The sequence below is a fragment of the Roseovarius sp. Pro17 genome (assembly GCF_035599575.1).
Taxonomy (GTDB): Bacteria; Pseudomonadota; Alphaproteobacteria; order Rhodobacterales; family Rhodobacteraceae; genus Roseovarius.
The window spans coordinates 3,494,626-3,511,736 of record NZ_CP141179.1 but is presented as its reverse complement, the minus strand read 5'-3'; the positions used below and the strand labels follow the sequence as shown (position 1 = coordinate 3,511,736).

15 protein-coding genes, 1 tRNA gene and 1 pseudogene are annotated in these 17,111 nt (G+C 58.9%); 11 read left to right on the top strand and 6 right to left on the bottom strand.

Annotation, left to right across the window (positions count from 1 at the left end; all coding sequences use genetic code 11):
* The first annotated feature begins 1 nt into the window (after position 1).
* From U3654_RS16945 to U3654_RS16930, 4 genes and pseudogenes are all read left to right on the top strand, one after another.
* Complete coding sequence (locus U3654_RS16945) at positions 2–1,846, top strand: carbamoyltransferase (protein WP_324752702.1); 1,845 nt, start codon at positions 2–4, stop codon at positions 1,844–1,846.
* A 349-nt stretch (positions 1,847–2,195) separates the two neighbouring features.
* On the top strand, positions 2,196–2,672 hold the full coding sequence (locus U3654_RS16940; RefSeq protein WP_324752701.1) for a methyltransferase domain-containing protein: 477 nt from the start codon (positions 2,196–2,198) through the stop codon (positions 2,670–2,672).
* Positions 2,673–2,952: 280 nt separating this feature from the next.
* Positions 2,953–3,683: pseudogene (locus U3654_RS16935) on the top strand (integrase core domain-containing protein).
* Positions 3,643–3,852: a hypothetical protein gene (locus U3654_RS16930; RefSeq protein WP_324755361.1), complete on the top strand. Its 210-nt coding sequence runs from the start codon at positions 3,643–3,645 to the stop codon at positions 3,850–3,852. Before U3654_RS16935 ends, U3654_RS16930 begins: the two are co-directional and overlap by 41 nt.
* Positions 3,853–3,913: 61 nt before the next feature.
* Here U3654_RS16930 and U3654_RS16925 read toward each other — a convergent pair whose 3' ends face one another.
* Positions 3,914–4,171 (bottom strand): hypothetical protein, encoded by a 258-nt coding sequence (locus tag U3654_RS16925; protein WP_324752700.1) that lies wholly within the window; start codon positions 4,169–4,171, stop codon positions 3,914–3,916.
* A gap of 912 nt (positions 4,172–5,083) precedes the next feature.
* Between U3654_RS16925 and U3654_RS16920 the strand changes: the two genes are divergently transcribed.
* Positions 5,084–5,151 (top strand) — tRNA-Arg (locus U3654_RS16920).
* A 5-nt stretch (positions 5,152–5,156) separates the two neighbouring features.
* Here the strand turns inward: U3654_RS16920 and radC are convergent.
* Both radC and U3654_RS16910 read right to left on the bottom strand, forming a co-directional pair.
* Complete coding sequence (radC, locus tag U3654_RS16915; RefSeq protein WP_324752699.1) at positions 5,157–5,921, bottom strand: RadC family protein; 765 nt, start codon at positions 5,919–5,921, stop codon at positions 5,157–5,159.
* A gap of 46 nt (positions 5,922–5,967) precedes the next feature.
* On the bottom strand, positions 5,968–9,537 hold the full coding sequence (locus tag U3654_RS16910; protein ID WP_324752697.1) for a hydantoinase B/oxoprolinase family protein: 3,570 nt from the start codon (positions 9,535–9,537) through the stop codon (positions 5,968–5,970).
* 124 nt (positions 9,538–9,661) lie between these two features.
* On the opposite strand from U3654_RS16910, the gene U3654_RS16905 reads away from it, so the two are divergent.
* Together U3654_RS16905 and U3654_RS16900 are read left to right on the top strand one after the other, a co-directional pair.
* Positions 9,662–10,081, top strand: coding sequence for a TIGR01244 family sulfur transferase (locus U3654_RS16905; protein ID WP_324752696.1), 420 nt, complete (start codon positions 9,662–9,664; stop codon positions 10,079–10,081).
* A complete protein-coding gene (locus U3654_RS16900; protein ID WP_324752695.1) occupies positions 10,081–10,803 on the top strand; it encodes a 2-dehydro-3-deoxygalactonokinase in 723 nt (240 codons plus the stop codon). Before U3654_RS16905 ends, U3654_RS16900 begins: the two co-directional genes overlap by 1 nt.
* Before the next feature lie 108 nt (positions 10,804–10,911).
* On the opposite strand, the gene msrA is transcribed toward U3654_RS16900, so the two are convergent.
* The 3 genes from msrA to U3654_RS16885 all read right to left on the bottom strand — a co-directional run bounded on the left by msrA (position 10,912) and on the right by U3654_RS16885 (position 12,816).
* A complete protein-coding gene (gene msrA, locus U3654_RS16895) occupies positions 10,912–11,577 on the bottom strand; it encodes a peptide-methionine (S)-S-oxide reductase MsrA (RefSeq protein WP_324752694.1) in 666 nt (221 codons plus the stop codon).
* A 163-nt stretch (positions 11,578–11,740) separates the two neighbouring features.
* A complete protein-coding gene (locus tag U3654_RS16890) occupies positions 11,741–12,226 on the bottom strand; it encodes a GNAT family N-acetyltransferase (RefSeq protein ID WP_324752693.1) in 486 nt (161 codons plus the stop codon).
* The gene (locus tag U3654_RS16885; RefSeq protein ID WP_324752692.1) at positions 12,223–12,816 is read right to left on the bottom strand and encodes an HD family hydrolase; all 594 of its coding nucleotides are present in this window, start codon (positions 12,814–12,816) and stop codon (positions 12,223–12,225) included. The genes U3654_RS16890 and U3654_RS16885 overlap by 4 nt, the downstream gene beginning before the upstream one ends.
* A 124-nt stretch (positions 12,817–12,940) precedes the next feature.
* Between U3654_RS16885 and ahcY the strand changes: the two genes are divergently transcribed.
* The 4 genes from ahcY (at position 12,941) to folE2 (ending at position 17,097) form a co-directional block, all read left to right on the top strand.
* A complete protein-coding gene (ahcY, locus tag U3654_RS16880) occupies positions 12,941–14,332 on the top strand; it encodes an adenosylhomocysteinase (RefSeq protein WP_324752691.1) in 1,392 nt (463 codons plus the stop codon).
* 278 nt (positions 14,333–14,610) lie between these two features.
* Positions 14,611–15,288, top strand: coding sequence for a PRC-barrel domain-containing protein (locus U3654_RS16875; RefSeq protein ID WP_324752690.1), 678 nt, complete (start codon positions 14,611–14,613; stop codon positions 15,286–15,288).
* Between the two features lie 243 nt (positions 15,289–15,531).
* Positions 15,532–15,873, top strand: coding sequence for a DUF2853 family protein (locus U3654_RS16870; protein WP_324752689.1), 342 nt, complete (start codon positions 15,532–15,534; stop codon positions 15,871–15,873).
* A 123-nt stretch (positions 15,874–15,996) separates the two neighbouring features.
* On the top strand, positions 15,997–17,097 hold the full coding sequence (gene folE2 / locus U3654_RS16865) for a GTP cyclohydrolase FolE2 (RefSeq protein WP_324752688.1): 1,101 nt from the start codon (positions 15,997–15,999) through the stop codon (positions 17,095–17,097).
* Positions 17,098–17,111: the final 14 nt, after the last annotated feature.

Genomic DNA, 17,111 nt, shown 5'->3' with positions numbered 1-17,111 from the left:
AATGTCAGCAATTCTGGGAATTTCAGCTTACTATCACGACAGCGCAGCAGCGCTTCTCGTGGATGGAGAGATCGTGGCCGCCGCTCAAGAAGAGCGGTTCAGCAGGCGCAAGCATGATCCGCGCTTCCCCGCACAGGCTATCGAATACGTGCTGCGCGAAGGCGGCATCACGGCGTCGGATCTCCAGTATGTGGCCTTCTATGACAAGCCTTTCCTGAAGTTTGAGCGCCTACTGGAAACTTATGTGGCCAACGCGCCCCGAGGATTCAGATCTTTCCAGAAGGCCATCCCGGTTTGGATTAAGGAAAAGCTTTTTCAAAAATCTTTGATTGCCAAGGAACTCGCCAAGTTTGATCCCAAGACAGATTTTCGGTCAAAGTTGATGTTCTCGGAGCATCACTACAGTCACGCGGCAAGCGCCTTTTACCCCTCACCCTTCGATGAGGCCGTGGTGCTGACACTGGACGGCGTGGGCGAATGGGCCACCTCGACTGTGGCGATCGGGCGCGGTTCGGATCTTGAGATCGTGAAAGAGTTGCATTTCCCTCATTCGCTGGGCCTGCTCTATTCCGCTATCACCTATTACACCGGCTTTAAGGTTAATAGTGGGGAATACAAGGTGATGGGGCTTGCCCCCTATGGTGTGCCCAGATTCAAGGATCTGATGCTGGATAAGCTGATGGATCTTAAGTCGGATGGCACTTTCCGTCTAGATCAACAGTATTTCAACTATGCCACCGGCCTGACGATGACCAATGACGCCTTCGCGCGTCTGTTCGGTATGCCCGCCAGGGCTCCGGACAAGGAACCTCTGGAACAGTTCCACATGGATATGGCGGCATCGGTTCAGGCTGTTACCGAAGAGGTGATGCTGCGCATGACTCGTTCGCTGGCCCAGGAATACGGAATTCCCAACCTTTGTATGGCTGGTGGCGTCGCACTCAATTGCGTTGCCAATGGCAAGATCCTCCGCGATGGGCACTTCAAGAACATCTGGATTCAGCCGGCGGCGGGTGATGCTGGCGGGGCCGTGGGCGCTGCCTATGGTGTGTGGCATAATGAACTGGGCAAGCCGCGCCAGCGCGACGCGTCCAAACGTGATGCCATGCGCGGGAGCTATCTGGGGCCGCAATATGATACATCCGCGATCGAGACAGCACTCGAGACCTTGAGCGGGATCTATGAAACGCTGGACGACGACAAGGTCATCGAAGAGACAGCCCAAGCCTTGGCCGACGGAAAGGCCGTCGGATGGTTTACCGGGCGAATGGAATTTGGTCCACGCGCCCTTGGGGCGCGATCAATCATCGGCGATCCGCGCTCGCCGACGATGCAGAAGCTGCTGAACCTCAAGGTCAAGTTTCGCGAAAGCTTCCGGCCTTTCGCGCCGTCGGTTTTACGCGAAGATATGGCCGATTGGTTCAACCTAGATCATGACAGCCCCTATATGCTGCTGGTTGATCTGGTCCGCGAGGACAAACGCCGCGCGATGACACCCGAGGAAGAAGCGCTATTCGGGATCGACAAGCTGAATGCCATACGCTCGCAGATTCCAGCCGTCACTCATATCGACTACTCCGCCCGTATCCAGACGGTCCATTCCGATACCAATCCGCGGTATCACGCGCTGATCTCTGCCTTCAAGGATAGGACCGGATGTCCGCTGGTGGTCAATACATCCTTTAACGTACGCGGCGAGCCGATTGTCTGTACGCCCGAAGACGCCTTTCGCTGCTTCATGGGTACGGATATCGAGCTTTTGGTGATAGAGAACACAATATTGCGGAAGGAAGACCAGGATCCCGCCTTGGCCGAAGATTACAAGTCGAAATACGAGCTGGACTGATACAGAACAGCCAAAAATCTAATTGTGGGTGATCGATGCTAAGAGTTCTCTTTCTCAGCGGACTTCTTAAAAGCCCAAATTTTTCTGGTTGGTGAGTTAATCTTTGGGAACTGGTTTTCCGAAGCCCGCGCGCTGATGAAATTTTCTCAGGTTCGCGATTGAAAGATCGTGCAGGACAATTCTATCCTGCAATGCGCACCGCGTCCTTGCGGAATTCGTCCGTCCGTTTCAGTCCCATAATCCATCCCCTTTGTTGCAGTAAGTGCTATCGAAGGAGCGGCATCAAACCGCAGCAGATCCAAATCTGTACCAGCTGTCTGCCCAAGGGGGGGGGAGAATATCGCGTGAGTTGAGCGCGCTATGCCAATTAGACGATCTGCTGACATTTATTGAGGCAGACGCCAAAGAAGTGCCCTTTGGCAACGATGTAGTCTTTCACGCCTGTAGTTTCTGCGTGGGTATAAACCTGCCTGAAAAACTTGCGGTGCTACGCGAATGCGCGCGTTTTGCAAGACCGGGCGGTAGACTGATCTGGACGGAAGTGACGCAGGATGCCGGAGATCCATATTATCCCTTGCCGTGGTCCACGACCCCCGATGGCAGCCATATTGAGACGAGAGAAGCGCTCATTAAGCAATTCGGGAAAGCGGGCTTCGCAATCCTGTCTGTCGAGGATGAGACTGGCGCGCATCTGGAACTGGTCCGACAGATAAAGCAGTCGGGGCGGGTTCCAGAATTGCCACAAGTGCAGCTAAATGCAGCCGTCCTCGGACCCGATTTCCCAGAGCGCCGGCAAATTACATCCAGAGTCTTGGAAATGCGCTGATCACCAGTATCGACATCGACGCGCGCGTGCCTAATTGAGCTTAAGCGACATTATGGATGGCGCAGTCATCTGGATCAGATGCTTCAGATCAACGATTGGGTAAGTCAGTATGGCGCTCACGCCAAGCATAGCGATTGGATGCGAACCATAGCAAGATCCGCTCAGCAGGTAACTGCAAAACTCGGCGAGATCGAGGGTCAGAACATGGAACAGTGAAGATATGCCGTTACTCGCGGGACATTTTCTTTAACCTCCCAGGTTTGGGAAGAAAGAGATGTTCATGACCAGGGATCAACGCGAGATACAACGCAAGTTGCGGATACTGCGACATGCCGTGGAGATTGGTCACGTCGCGAGGACTTGCCGCCATTTTGGGATAAGTTGATCCAGCTTCTATCGATGGCGTGAAACCCATGCTGCGCGCGGCGAAGCTGGCCTGATTAACGCGCCGCCCATTCCCAAGTGGCACGCCAATGGAACGCTGCCTGAGCGCGAAGAAAAGGTGTTATATATTCGGCACAAGTATCATCTCGGCCCGATGCGGATCGCCTGGTACTTGGAGCGCTATCACGACATCAAATTGTCTGACGCCACAGTTTTGCGCATCCTGCGCCGCTATGGGCTAAACCGCATCCCTCGCAGAACGCGCATGCGCAAGGTCCACACCAAACGCTATCAGGAGTAGGTGCATCATTGCCCTCTCATTGATTGCAGAGCAATCAATGAGAGGGCAGCGGACAATGGCCATGAGGTCCAGGCGAAATTCCATTGGCATGTCGGGGATCTTGGCATCCGCCACGCCTACATCAAGCGCGGTACGCCCAGCTGAACGGCGAAGTGGAACGGCCGCATCGGTCGGATGAACAGGAGTTCTACCAGTTGCTCAGCTACAACGGCGATGTAGGCCTCAAAGCAAAACTCGACGAATGGGAGTGCTTCTACAACTTCCACAGGCCGCACGGCGCGCACAATGGAAAGACGCCTGACGAAGCGCTCAGAGAAAAGCTATAATCAACAAACGGGATGTCCCGTGAGCAACCGCACCTTACAACGTCAGACAATGATCTTTTGTTCAGCGATCTTCCACCTGATCAAGCAGGACCTCGCATGGCGGATCGTGAAAAACGCTATTCGCCGACCATCGTCACTTGGGCCGAATTTAGCAATTATCGAGTTTTGACGGAGTGCTGGCCAGAAAGAAGCCCGCTTCACTTTTGAGTGGCTTCCAAGGTTTTCTCTAATTATGCGGCTGCGGTTTGAAACCTGCGGTCGCCCGGAACGCAAGATTCCCAATTTTCCATGAACTGAAACATTGCGTCCGAAATCCGCTGTTGGTCATTGAGCAGCGGAAGGAAGAGAGGTTTATTGTGAATGTAGACGCCATCAATCCCTAGGCCCGCATGATCCAAGAGTAATTTTGCACTAATTGCATTGACAAGTTGATGCTGCGCCATGCTGCGGTGGGTGTGGCACGAAATACGCACCGTTTCACTGGGCATGCTTTTCTCCCTAATAACTTTGGTGTGGACGACCTTTCTCTCCTTGGCCGCGTAGGGAAGAGCCAAATTGGGTTAGGGTTGAGCACATTACTGATCAGTTGAGCCCGGCTGATGCACTCGATCATTCGCGTTGAAAGGGGCAAGTCGAATGAGCGAGTGGGCTTCACTGGTGGAAACCTAATCGCACTGTTTGCCAGATCTACCCAGTCTCGCTGAATGGACATAGCGTTCCCTGGCCGGACTCCTGAAAGCAGACTTAGCAGATGCATTTCCCGACGGAGTGGGTTGGGAATATCCTGGAGTTTTTCCCAACCAATCGAAGAGTTCAGTCCGCGCAATAACGCGATTGCTTGACCTATCTTTATGAAAAACTACACACCTTACCGGATTGTGTTCGAGAACTTCCGCGTAGCTCAGCATCAGTTCATCAACAGCCCAACCAACTGGGCCTCCGTTGACATTTGGATGGGTTCCCCGGCGTTTGTTCTTCTGCGGAAATGGGGCGACACCACGCTTGATTTTGCCCTGACTTCTCAGAAGCGTTATTTCTCGCGTCGGACAAGGAGTAGGTTTCCGTCGTGCGATAGTATGCCGCACCGTGCGAATTGATTTCCTGCGACCAATAGCGTCCTGCCAGAGGTTCGCGTGAAACTTGTACGACTTGCAGGTTTCATTCACGGAGATGAGAAAACCGGGCACTTTTCCGTCCCGGTATGTTTTTACTTCTCCACGCCACACGTGGCCTTCAGTTTTCTTTTAGTAAGCTAATTATAAATTTCGTTCTCCAAACTGTGTTACCGACAGGTTGGAACCGTCCGTGAACCGCGACGATCAATGATGATATTGGCCGTTGCAGAATTCAAGAAGTTGAATCATGAGCATTTTTTAATACAATATTGGGTAGTATCGGGCGATCCCGAACTCAGTTGTAGTTCCTCCTAAGGGGCAGATTGTTGGTTCGAATCCAATCGGGGTCACCATTGACCTAAAGATATCCCTCGGTGCGAAAGCTCAGTTCACAGGATTTTCCAATGATGAGGTGGTCGTGCAGGGTAATTCCCATGACCTCGGCGGCGTTCTTGATTTTCTGGGTCATCACGATGTCTGCCTCGCTGGGGGTGGGGTCGCCCGAGGGGTGGTTGTGGACCAAGATCAGCGCCGAGGCATTCAGCTCGAGCGCGCGCTTGACCACTTCGCGGGGATAGACCGGCACGTGATCGACCGTACCGGTGGCCTGCGCCTCGTCAGCGATCAGCGTGTTTTTTGTATCCAGAAAAAAGAGGCGGAACTGTTCGGTATCGCGGTGCGCCATCGTCGTGTGGCAATAGTCCAGCAGCGCGTCCCAGGATGAGATCACCTGCCGCTGCATGACCCGTGCGCGCGACAGGCGCCGGCTGGCGGCCTCGATGATCTTGAGTTCGACGATGACGGCCTCGCCGACGCCGCTGACCGCCTCGAGCCGTGATTTGGACGCCGATACAACGCCGTTGAAGTCGCCGAACTGGTCCAGCAACGCGCGTGCCAGCGGTTTGACGTCACGGCGCGGGATCGCGCGGAACAGCACCAGCTCCAGTAGCTCGTAATCGGGCATCGGCTCTGCGCCGCCCTGCATGAAACGGGCTCGCAGGCGAGCGCGGTGGTCGCGGATATAGGAGGGTTGCGGTGCCCCGGACGCGACAATAGCTGACGGAGCCTCATCACCGCCAAAGAGGGGCAGGGCCGACTCGCTAAAATGGGAATAACCGCTCATGCACGCCAGTTTTCATGAAATTGCTTAACGCGCGGTTAATATCCGCTCAGCTTTTGCCCCAGCCGCCGCCGCCGGGTGTCTTCATGCCAAAGATGCTGCCTGCAGCCAATTCGATTTCGTCGCAGCCCTTCAGATCGCGTCGCGTGCCGTCCGGCAATTCGGCCCAGTTATGACCTACCCCGCCCGGCGCTCCGTCGTCCACGCCAAAGGGCGGGATAATTCGGTGTGAGCACAGGGTGGTCACCGTGACAGGCTCCAGAAATCGCATCCTTCGGATAACGCCTTCGCCGCCGGTCCAGCGGCCTTTTCCGCCGGAATCGTCCCTGATCCCGAACTCTTCCAGCCGCACGGGGAATCTCTTTTCCAGGATCTCGGGGTCGGTCATGCGGGTGTTGGTCATGTGGCTCTGCACCGCATCGCAGCCATTGAAACCTGGGCCGGCACCTGTGCCGCCGGCGATCGTCTCGTAGTTCTGAAAATCCTCGTTGCCCCAGACGAAATTGTTCATCGTTGCCTGACTGCACGCGATCACCCCCAGCGCGCCATATAGGGCGTTGCACGTCGCCTGACTTACCTCGGTATTGCCCGAAATGACTGCCGCCGGGTAGATGGGATTCAACATTGATCCGTCCGGTACAATCACGCGCAGAGGTTTCAGGCAGCCCTGATTCAGCGGGATATCCGCACCGACCATGGTGCGAAAGACATAGAGCACGACCGCGTCGCAGATTGAGCGGGGGGCGTTGTAATTGCCGCTGTGCTGCGCGCTGGTGCCGGTGAAATCGATCACTGCCTCGCGCGCGGCCCGATCCACGGTGACCGCGACCACTATCACTGCGCCGTGGTCCATCGGATAAGTGAATTTACCATCGGACAGCTTGTCGATGACACGGCGCACGGATTCTTCGGCATTGTCTTGAACGTGACCCATATAGGCCTGCACCACGTCCAGCTTATATGTCTCTATAACGCCTTGTAGAGCCTGTTTTCCGGTCTCGTTCGCGGCCACCTGCGCCTTGAGGTCGGCCATGTTCTGGCGCACGTTCCGGCACGGATAGCGGCCCGAGCGCAGGACGGCCTCGGCCTCATCCTCCAGCAAATCACCTTCGCGGACCAGTTGCACATTGTCGATCAGCACGCCCTCTTCGTCGATATGGGTGCTGTCGGGTGGGGCGCTGCCGGGGGTGCGTCCGCCGATATCGGCGTGGTGGCCGCGGCTGCCCAGCCACATGACGGGTATGTCGCCGTCAAAGAGCGGCGTGATGACCGTGACATCCGGCAGGTGGGTGCCGCCGTTATAGGGCGAATTCAGCATATAGGCGTCGCCGGGGCGGGCATCGGGATTGAGACGCATGATCGTTTTGACGCTGTCGGACATTGATCCCAGATGCACCGGCACATGCGGTGCGTTAGCGACCAGATCGCCCTCGGCGTCAAAGATCGCACAGGAGAAATCGAGCCGCTCCTTGATGTTCACCGACCACGAGGTATTGGCCAGCGTCGCGCCCATCTGGTCAGCGACGGACATGAAAAGGTTGTTGAACACTTCCAGCAGGACCGGGTCCGCCTTAGTGCCTGCTGCCTCGCCGCGCAGCTTTGCGTGACGTTCGATGATCAGGTTTGCGCGCCCGTCTACGCGCGCGTTCCAGCCGGGTTCGATCACGTTGGTGCCGGTCGACTCGGTGATGATGGCGGGGCCTTTGATAGCGCTGTCGGTGTTCAGCGTATCGCGGGCGTGGATAGCGACATCGGCCCATGCGCCGTCGTGGAAAATCGGGACATGCGCGGTGGGGATTCCATCGCCATCCGGCGGGGTCAGGTTCACATCATCGCGGCTGGTACCGTTCGCCTCGACGCTGACCATGTCGATGATGATGTCGCGGCTGGGCGAGATGAAGCCGTAGCGCTGTTTATGCGCCGCCTCAAAGAGTTCGCGCGCGGTGGCCTCGGTGCTGCCCTCGACCGGGATCGTCTGGTGCGAGCCGTCATAGCGCAGGTGCAGACGGTGGGTGGCAGTAGCCTCGCCGCCGCCTTGGGCTGTCACCTCGGTCAGCGTGTCGGCGCTTAGCTTTTTGACGGTCTGCATGGCGCCATCGTAGTGCGCCAGCGGAATATCCATCTGCGCCTCTTTCATCGCCGTGATCGGAGCGAGGCCCATGCCGTAGGCCGACAGCACGCCAGCATAAGGATGCACCAGCACCTTGGTCATCCCCAAGGCGTCGGCCACGCCGCAGGCGTGCTGCCCGCCTGCGCCGCCAAAGCATTGCAGCGTGTAGCGTGTCACATCATGGCCGCGCTGTACGCTGATTTTCTTGATCGCGTTGGCCATGTTGTCGATGGCGATCCGCAGGAACCCGTGGGCCATATCCTCGGGCGTGCGGGGCATATCGCCCGACTCGTTTGCTACCTTTTCGGCAAGTTCCGCGAATTTCTGACGCACGATTTCGGCGTCCAGCGGCAGATCCCCGTTCGGCCCAAAGACTTGCGGAAAATGATTGGGGTTTAGCTTGCCCAGCATGACGTTGCAGTCGGTCACGGTCAGGGGGCCGCCACGACGATAGCAGGCGGGGCCGGGATCGGCGCCCGCGCTTTCGGGGCCAACCTGAAAGCGGCCATCCTCGTATTTGCAGATGCTGCCGCCGCCCGCGGCAACGGTGTGTATGTCCATCATGGGCGCGCGCATCCGCACGCCTGCGACTTCGGTCTCAAAGCTGCGTTCGTATTCGCCCGCGTAGTGACTGACATCGGTGCTGGTGCCGCCCATGTCAAAGCCGATCAGCTTGTCATGGCCCGCCGCCTGCCCGGTATGAACCATGCCGACGATGCCGCCAGCGGGACCGGACAGGATCGCGTCCTTGCCCTGAAAGCGGCGCGCTTCGGTCAGCCCGCCGTTGGATTGCATAAAGAGGAGGCGCTCGCACGCTGTCCCGAGGTCCAGCGCGTCTGCGACGCGATCCACGTAGCGGCGCAGGATGGGCGAGAGATACGCATCGACCACGGTCGTATCGCCGCGCCCGACCAGTTTAGCGAGGCGGCTGACCTCGTGGCTGACGCTGATCTGGGTATAGCCGATGTCCTTTGCGATTTCGGCCACGCGGGCCTCGTGCGCGGGGTTGAGGTAAGCGTGCAGCCCCGCGATGGCGACGGCGCGGATGCCGTTGTCATAAGCAGATTGCAGGGCGGTGCGCGCGGCGTCCTGATCCAAAGGGCGGATAACATTGCCCTCGGCATCCAGCCGTTCGTCCAGTTCGGCCACCTCGTCATAGAGCAGGTCGGGCCGCTTGATATGCAGGTCAAACAGGCGGGGCCGGGTCTGATAGCCGATCATCAACAGATCACGAAAGCCCTTCGTAATCAGCAGCAGGACGCGCTCTCCCTTGCGTTCGAGCAGGGCATTGGTGGCAACTGTGGTGCCCATCTTGACCGCGGCGATGCTGCCGGGGGCGAAATCATTGGTGCCGATCAGGTCCGCAATGCCCTGAACGGCGGCGTCTGCGTAGCGCTCGGGGTTTTCCGACAGCAGCTTGTGCGTGTGCATGTCGCCGGCTGGGTCCAGCGCGACAATATCGGTGAACGTACCGCCCCGGTCGATCCAGAATTCCCAACGCTTGTCCATGCTGCCCCCTGCTGTGCCGGGGCCACGTTTGGCGGGGGGACGGCGAATGTCAACGGGCGAGGGTTATTGAACCCGAACCTTGTTTGCTGCCATATGGCGTGCAAACCCCCAAAGGAGCGGCCCCATGGACCTGCGCAAGATTTCCGACACTTTCAGCGTCTCGCCCCAGATTGCGCCGGGCGATGTGGTAGCCATCAAGGAGGCCGGTTTTCGCGCGATCCTGTGCAACCGACCCGATGGCGAAGAGGCCGGCCAACCGGGTATCGCCGCCGTCGAGGCCGCGGCGCAGGAGGCCGGTTTGGAGTTTCGGTCCGTGCCGATCGTGTCGGGTGCGCTGAGCGAGGCAGACGTGGTCGATTTCAAGGCTGCGCTAGAGGATATGCCCGTGCCGATCCTGGCCTATTGCCGCAGCGGGACCCGCTGCACGATGATGTGGAGCATCGCACAGATCGGACAGATGCCCGAGGACAAGATCGTCGCCGCCGCTGCGGATGCGGGATACGACATGCGCGGCGTCGTGGCGCAGATGTCCGGCAAAGGGTGATGTCGGAACCTTGGGGCGCATTGCTAGGCGAGGGCGGGCGGGTCACGCTATACGCGGTCAAGGATGGCGACATCCGCGCACATGACTTTGCGTCTGTGGGCGACGCTTCCGATCGGTCGGGCATCGCCAGTGCGCGGCTCATCACGCTGGATGCTGCATCGCGGAGCATGCCACCGACAGCGACCCTAATTGACGCACCCGGGGTGCTGGGCGCGGTTCAACAGTCGTCGCCCACCGCCCTTTTGCCACCTGCCGCCCGCATTCTGATAGCGGGCGCGCTGGCAGCGCAGCCCGATTGGGACGGGATCATTATTTTGCCTGAGTCGGACGTTACCCATTGGGTGCATGTCAGCGCGCGTGAGATCGTCAGCTTTCAGGGGGCGATGACGGGCAAGTTGGCTGCAGCCTTGGGCACTACGGACCTTACCTTTGACGAGGGCGGGCTGAGCGATACCATGTCGCGGCCCGAACGGCTGGCCGTGCAACTAAACGCGGCGGTCTTGACAGATGCTGGCGAGGCAGTGTTGGGCCACCTGCTGGGGGCCGAACTGGCAGCGATGCGGGTCTATTGGCTGGGGCAGGAGGTGCGGATCATCGGCGATGCCGCGCCTTACGCAGCTGCGCTGCTGTTGCAGGGCGTCACAGCCGAGGCGGTGCCGCGCGCGCAGGCATGGCAAGCCGGGCTGATGGCGCTAGGGCAGGCCGTGGGATTTACGGACTGACGCTGCACATTTGGGTTGGGGCGTAGTTTGGGCATTTTTACCAAGAAAAAGCCGGGGCGCGCATGAAAAGGGCCGCGCTTGGCGGCCCCTCAATAGAATTCAGGACCTTCAGTGACCCTTGGCAAAAGGTGCAGCGTCGCCCCAGAGTTGGCGCACGCGCGTGTCGCGCCCGCAGGCGTTACGGTAGCGTTTGTAGGCCTCGGCCTGATCCTTGATGCCAAAGCGGGTAATTTTCAGGTCGTCGCCCTTGTAGTAGTTCTGGTGGTAATCCTCGGCTTTGTAGAAAGTTTGCGCAGGCAGGACGGGTGTCACGATCTTTTGCCCCAACGTCTTTTCAGCCTGCGCGATGGCCTGTTTGGCATCCTGCGCGGCCGCGCCGTTCGCAAAGATCGCCGTGCGATAGCTGTTGCCGCGATCGCAGAACTGGCCACCCGCGTCGGTTACATCGATCGAACGCAGGAACATCGCCAGCAGTTGAGGGCGCGACACCTGCGCGGGATCATACATGATCTGCACGGCCTCATAATGGCCGGTGCCGCCGCGGGTGACGTCCTTGTATGTTGGGTTTTTGGTCGTGCCGCCGGTGTAGCCGGACACGACCTCGCCCACGCCTTTGACCGCCTCAAAGTCGGCTTCGACGCACCAGAAGCAGCCTCCGGCAACTGTCAGCGTTTCGGTCGCGGCCGCATGTGCGCGGGTGCCTTGCGCGGCAAAACCGACAACGATCAGCCCGCCCAGAAGAAGTGTTTTCAGTGTCGTCATGACTTGGGTCATGGCATGTCCTCCTTGGAATTGAGGGCAGCATGGCGGAACGTCGCGCGCCCGCCAACCCGTCGAAACACCGTCTCACGCAAGGGTGAGCAGCGGTGATGAGTGGCGCCCACGATATTTCTGGGATGCGGGCCTGTTGCGCGTTTCAGGTAACGCGCAAAACGCTTTAGATGTCGTAGCGCTTGAGGATCTTGTCGACGCGCTGCCCCGAGGCCAGCGGCACGCCCTCGCGGCGACCATAGTCGCGAAAGCCGCGGCTTTGGTAGTAGATCAGCCCGCCCTCGTTGTCGGCGCGGATGTCGGCATCGATCCAGACATATCCCAGCGCCTTTGCGGCCTTGGCCGTGGCGGTAAAGAGCGCCGAGCCGATGCCAAGGCCTGTGCGCCCGATCTGCACGAAGGTGGCAATGCTGCACGCCTCGGGGGGCAGGTGATTGCTGGGTTCGATATATTGAAAGCCGCGCAACGCGCCTTCGCGGTTCAGCGCGATATTCCAGACCGAGCGGTCCGGCGCGCTCTGTACCATCTGCGCCATATCGCGGCTGGTCACGGGGCGGGTGAGGGCGGTGGTGCCACCCTTGGCAATGATCTCATTCAGCAGATCCGCCATCGGCGGCGCATCCAGCGGGGTGGCGCGGCGCACGGTGATCATCCCATCGCCTCCAGCAACGCGGCGGTGCGCGTTGTGTAGTCGCTGCGCGCCTCCAGCGGGGCGCGCAGTCGGATCGTCAGCCCGTCCATCAATGCAGGATCGGGGCGACCAAAGAAGCGGTCGGCCTCGCCCATATCAAAGCCCGCGATTTGAGTCGCCTCCATCCAGGCGCTGACCTTGTCGGCCTTCTTGATCTGCCGCTTGATGGCCACCGGGATTGCGGCTGGCAGGCCAAAGCGGATGTGGATGGCCGCTGTCAGCCTCTTGTCCAACTCGTCATATCCCGGTCCGACCGCGTTCTTCACGGGCGAAATCATATCGCCGATCACATATTCTGGCGCGTCATGCAAAAGTGCGGCCAGTTGCCATTTCGCAGGTGCCTTGGGCGCAATCCGGCGAAAGATCTGTTCGACCAGCAGCGAATGTTCGGCGACCGAATAGGCGTAATCGCCCAGCGTCTGACCGTTCCAGCGCGCGACAAAGGCAAGGCCGTGGGCAATATCGGAAATCTCGATATCCACGGGCGTCGGGTCCAGCAGGTCCAGCCTGCGGCCCGAGAGCATCTTTTGCCAGGCGCGGGGTTTTGCCATGTCGCGGTCTCCGGTTGGATCAGGGTAATCCTTAGCGCTCGTAGACGCGGTATTCCAGCATTGCCGCGTAGGTGGGCGGGTGTTATCTGCCCAGCAACCCGTATTTCGCTAGGAGCCGACACAGATGGCACAAGATTATATCGTCAAGGACATCAAGCTGGCCGCCTTTGGCCGCAAGGAACTGGACATCGCCGAGACCGAGATGCCGGGCCTGATGGCCCTGCGCGAGGAATTTGGCGAGGCGCAGCCGCTGAAGGGCGCGCGCATCGTCGGCAGCCTGCACATGACGATCCAGACCGCCGTGCTGATCGAGACGCTGAATGCGCTGGGCGCTGATGTGCGCTGGGCCTCGTGCAATATCTTTTCCACGCAGGATCACGCGGCAGCGGCGATTGCTGAGGGCGGCACGCCGGTATTTGCGATCAAGGGCCAGACGCTGACCGAGCATTGGGACTACCTCGACCGGTCGTTCCAGTTCGCACAAGGCGCGAACATGATCCTCGACGATGGCGGCGATGCGACGCTGTACGTTCTACTGGGCGCGCGCGTCGAGGCGGGCGAGACGGATCTGATTGAGACGCCCACCTCGGAAGAGGAAGAGGCGGTATTCGCCCAGATCAAGAAGCGCATGAAAGAGAGCCCCGGCTGGTTCACCAAAACCCGCGATGCGATCAAGGGTGTATCTGAGGAGACGACGACAGGCGTTCACCGCCTCTATGATCTGCACAAGAAGGGTCAGCTGCCGTTCCCTGCGATCAACGTGAACGATTCAGTGACCAAGTCGAAGTTCGACAACAAGTATGGCTGTAAGGAATCGCTGGTCGACGGTATCCGCCGCGCAACCGACACGATGATGGCTGGCAAGGTCGCGGTCGTCTTGGGCTACGGTGACGTCGGCAAAGGGTCGGCTGCGTCCCTCAGCGGTGCCGGTGCACGCGTAAAAGTGACCGAGGTCGACCCGATCTGCGCGCTTCAGGCGGCGATGGACGGCTTTGAGGTGGTTTTGCTCGAGGACGTGCTGGCAACTGCCGACATCTTCATCACCACGACCGGCAACAAGGACGTGATCCGCATCGAGCATATGCGCGAGATGAAGGATATGGCGATCGTTGGCAATATTGGCCATTTCGACAATGAAATTCAGGTCGCCAGCCTCAAGAACCACAAATGGACTAACATCAAAGAGCAAGTGGACATGATCGAGATGCCTTCGGGCAATCGTCTGATCCTGCTGTCCGAGGGGCGCCTATTGAATCTGGGCAATGCCACCGGGCATCCCAGCTTTGTCATGTCGGCCAGCTTTACCAATCAGGTGCTAGCGCAGATCGAGCTGTGGAAGAACGGCGGCGAGTACGAAAATCAGGTCTATATCCTGCCCAAGCATCTGGATGAGAAGGTCGCGCGCCTGCATCTGGACCGTATCGGCGTCAAACTGACCGTGCTCAGCCCCGAGCAGGCGGCCTATATCGGCGTCACGCCCGAAGGTCCGTTCAAGCCCGAGCATTATCGCTACTAGAGCGTTTCGCGAAAACCTGAGTTGCAGATTTTCGCGTACTGCAAGCAAGGCCCATTCGGTGTGCCGCGTTTCGGGCCATTCCTGTCTTAGGGTTGATTCGAAACGCTTAAATACCCAAAGTCGACGGATTTCCGCCGAAACAGGCAGGGCTCTTGGCGGGTTCCTGCCTGTTTTGCGTTTTGCCGACCTGTTTTACATTTTTGGGCGCTGGGGCGTGGAACCAAACACGTTCTGCGTGTCTTATCTGATCGTAACATGCTGCCAAGGAGGAAGCTACGATGACACTCAAGACTCTCATGATGACCGCCGCCGCATCCGCACTGATCGCAGGTGGGGCAATTGCTCAGGACACTAGCACGACGGACACGACCGGTGTTGATACCACCGTGACCGACGTGGCACCTGCCGCGCCCCAGTTCACCTCAATTAGCGAGATGACGGTTGGCGATCTGGTTGGCCAGAATGTCTATGAGCCGAATGGCAAAACTATCGGTGACATCGACTATATCATCGGTGCGGGCGGTGGTGCGGATGCCATTATCGGGATCGGCGGCTTCCTCGGTCTTGGCGAATATACAGTCGCCCTGCCGCTGGAAGAGTTCACCTTTGACGCTGAGTCGCAGATGGTGAAGCTGGATACGACGAAGGATGCGCTGAAAGAGCAGCCCGAATTCGACGAGTCCGAAGCCGAAAGCCTGCCGGATGAGACCCCGCTGGCCGACCTGATGGCAAGTGCGGACACCAGCGCGGATACTTCTGCCACAACGTCGACCGCCGATGACGGCGCGATGAAGACAGATGACGACATGGCCGACGATGCATCCGCCAGCGACGGTACTACCATGACCGAAGAGGGTGCCACCGAAGGCGACGACTCGATGGAGACTGAGGTCATCGAAGAGACCGACGTCATTGAGGAAGAGCCTGCCACAGAAGAAGAACCCGCCGCAGAATAAAGCGCGACGGACCAAGTGAAGAAGCAGGAGGCCGCCAGCACCTGATCGCCGGCTTGCGACCTGCAACACTCTCAACTCCCGGCCTCAAAAGGCCGGGAGTTTTTCGCATTTTGGTTGCGCTATACCAAGCCACAGGGATTTTTTCATTGTCAAACGGCCCGCACCCGATAGTCTTCGGCTCAGCCGTTCAGCGGCTTGGGACATTGAACAGCGGAAAGGCATCCGCGAAAAAGGAGATTTCTAATGGGCAAACGTGATGATTTGATCGCGCGCTATGCAGACGACCTGAAGGCGAAATGTGGCATGACGCCGGATATCGCGCTGCTGACCAAGGTGACGATCGGCTGTGGCCCGTCAATCTACAATGCCGACGCCTCGACCGTCGCCGCCAGCCAGAAGGAAGAGCTTGAGACCATCAAGAATAACTTCTTGGTCAAGAAACTGGGCCTTGCCGACGGCCCGCAACTGATGGATGCGATCAACAAGGTACTCGAGACCTACGGCCAATCCGAGCGTAACAAATATCGCGCGGTCGTCTATTACATGCTGACCAAGCATTTCGGCAAGGAATCCGTCTACGGCTGATCCCGTCCGTCATGCGCAGGCCCGCCCGCCCTTTCCGTGGCGGGCGTTTTCTTTGGCGGGCGTGGTAATTGCGGGTGGCAGCCCTAACTTATATGTGCAGACTTTGAGCCAAGGAGTGGCAGAATGACACACCAGACAGTCGACATGAAGGCGCAGCCGGACCGCGACGATGCGCAGGGTGCGTTGGCCGTTTTGCGGCGCTGGGCCGCCGCGGCCACCCCTGAGGAGGTGGCCGATCTGGACCCCTCTATCGCCCGCCTCTTGCCGGGTGGCGAGGTGTCGAACTATCCGGCTCTGTCGCGCGTCTATCCCGAGGGTTTTGAGGCGGACGAGGACCATCGCGCCAATATGCCCGATCTGCAAAATGGCCCCTCATCGCTGATCAAGGGATCTCATCAGCCGTTACAGCATGTGGGTATTTCGAATTTCCGCCTGCCGATCCGGTTTCACACCAAGGATGGCGGCGATCTGACGCTTGAGACGTCGGTGACAGGCACGGTCAACCTTGAGGCGAACAAGAAGGGCATCAACATGTCCCGGATCATGCGCAGTTTCTACAAGCACGCTGAAAAGACCTTTAGCTTTGAGGTGATCGCGTCGGCGCTGGATGACTATATCGCCGATCTGGGATCGGTCGACGCGCGCATCCAGATGCGGTTTTCCTATCCGGCCAAGGTGCAGTCCCTGCGTTCGGGGCTGGAGGGATACCAGTATTACGACATCGCGCTGGAACTGGTTGAAACGGATGGCGTGCGGCGCAAGTTTATGCATCTGGACTATGTCTATTCATCCACCTGCCCCTGCTCGCTGGAGCTGAGCGAACATGCGCGCCAGATGCGCGGGCAGTTGGCGACGCCCCATTCGCAGCGCTCGGTCGCGCGGATTTCCATTGAGGTGACATGCGAGGATTGCCTGTGGTTCGAGGATCTGATCCAGATTGCCCGCAGCGCCGTGCCGACTGAGACGCAGGTGATGGTCAAGCGCGAGGACGAGCAGGCCTTTGCCGAGCTGAACGCGGCCAACCCCATCTTTGTCGAAGATGCGGCGCGCCTGTTTTGCGAGCGACTGCTGGCCGATGGGCGCATCGGCGATTTCCGCATCGTGGCCAGCCATCAGGAAAGTCTGCACAGCCACGACGCTGTCAGCGTTCTGACCGAGGGCGAAACCTTCGCGGCGCAGAGCCTTGATCCGAAATTGTTTGCGACCCTTTTTCACACCGGCTGAGGCGGCTTAAAGCG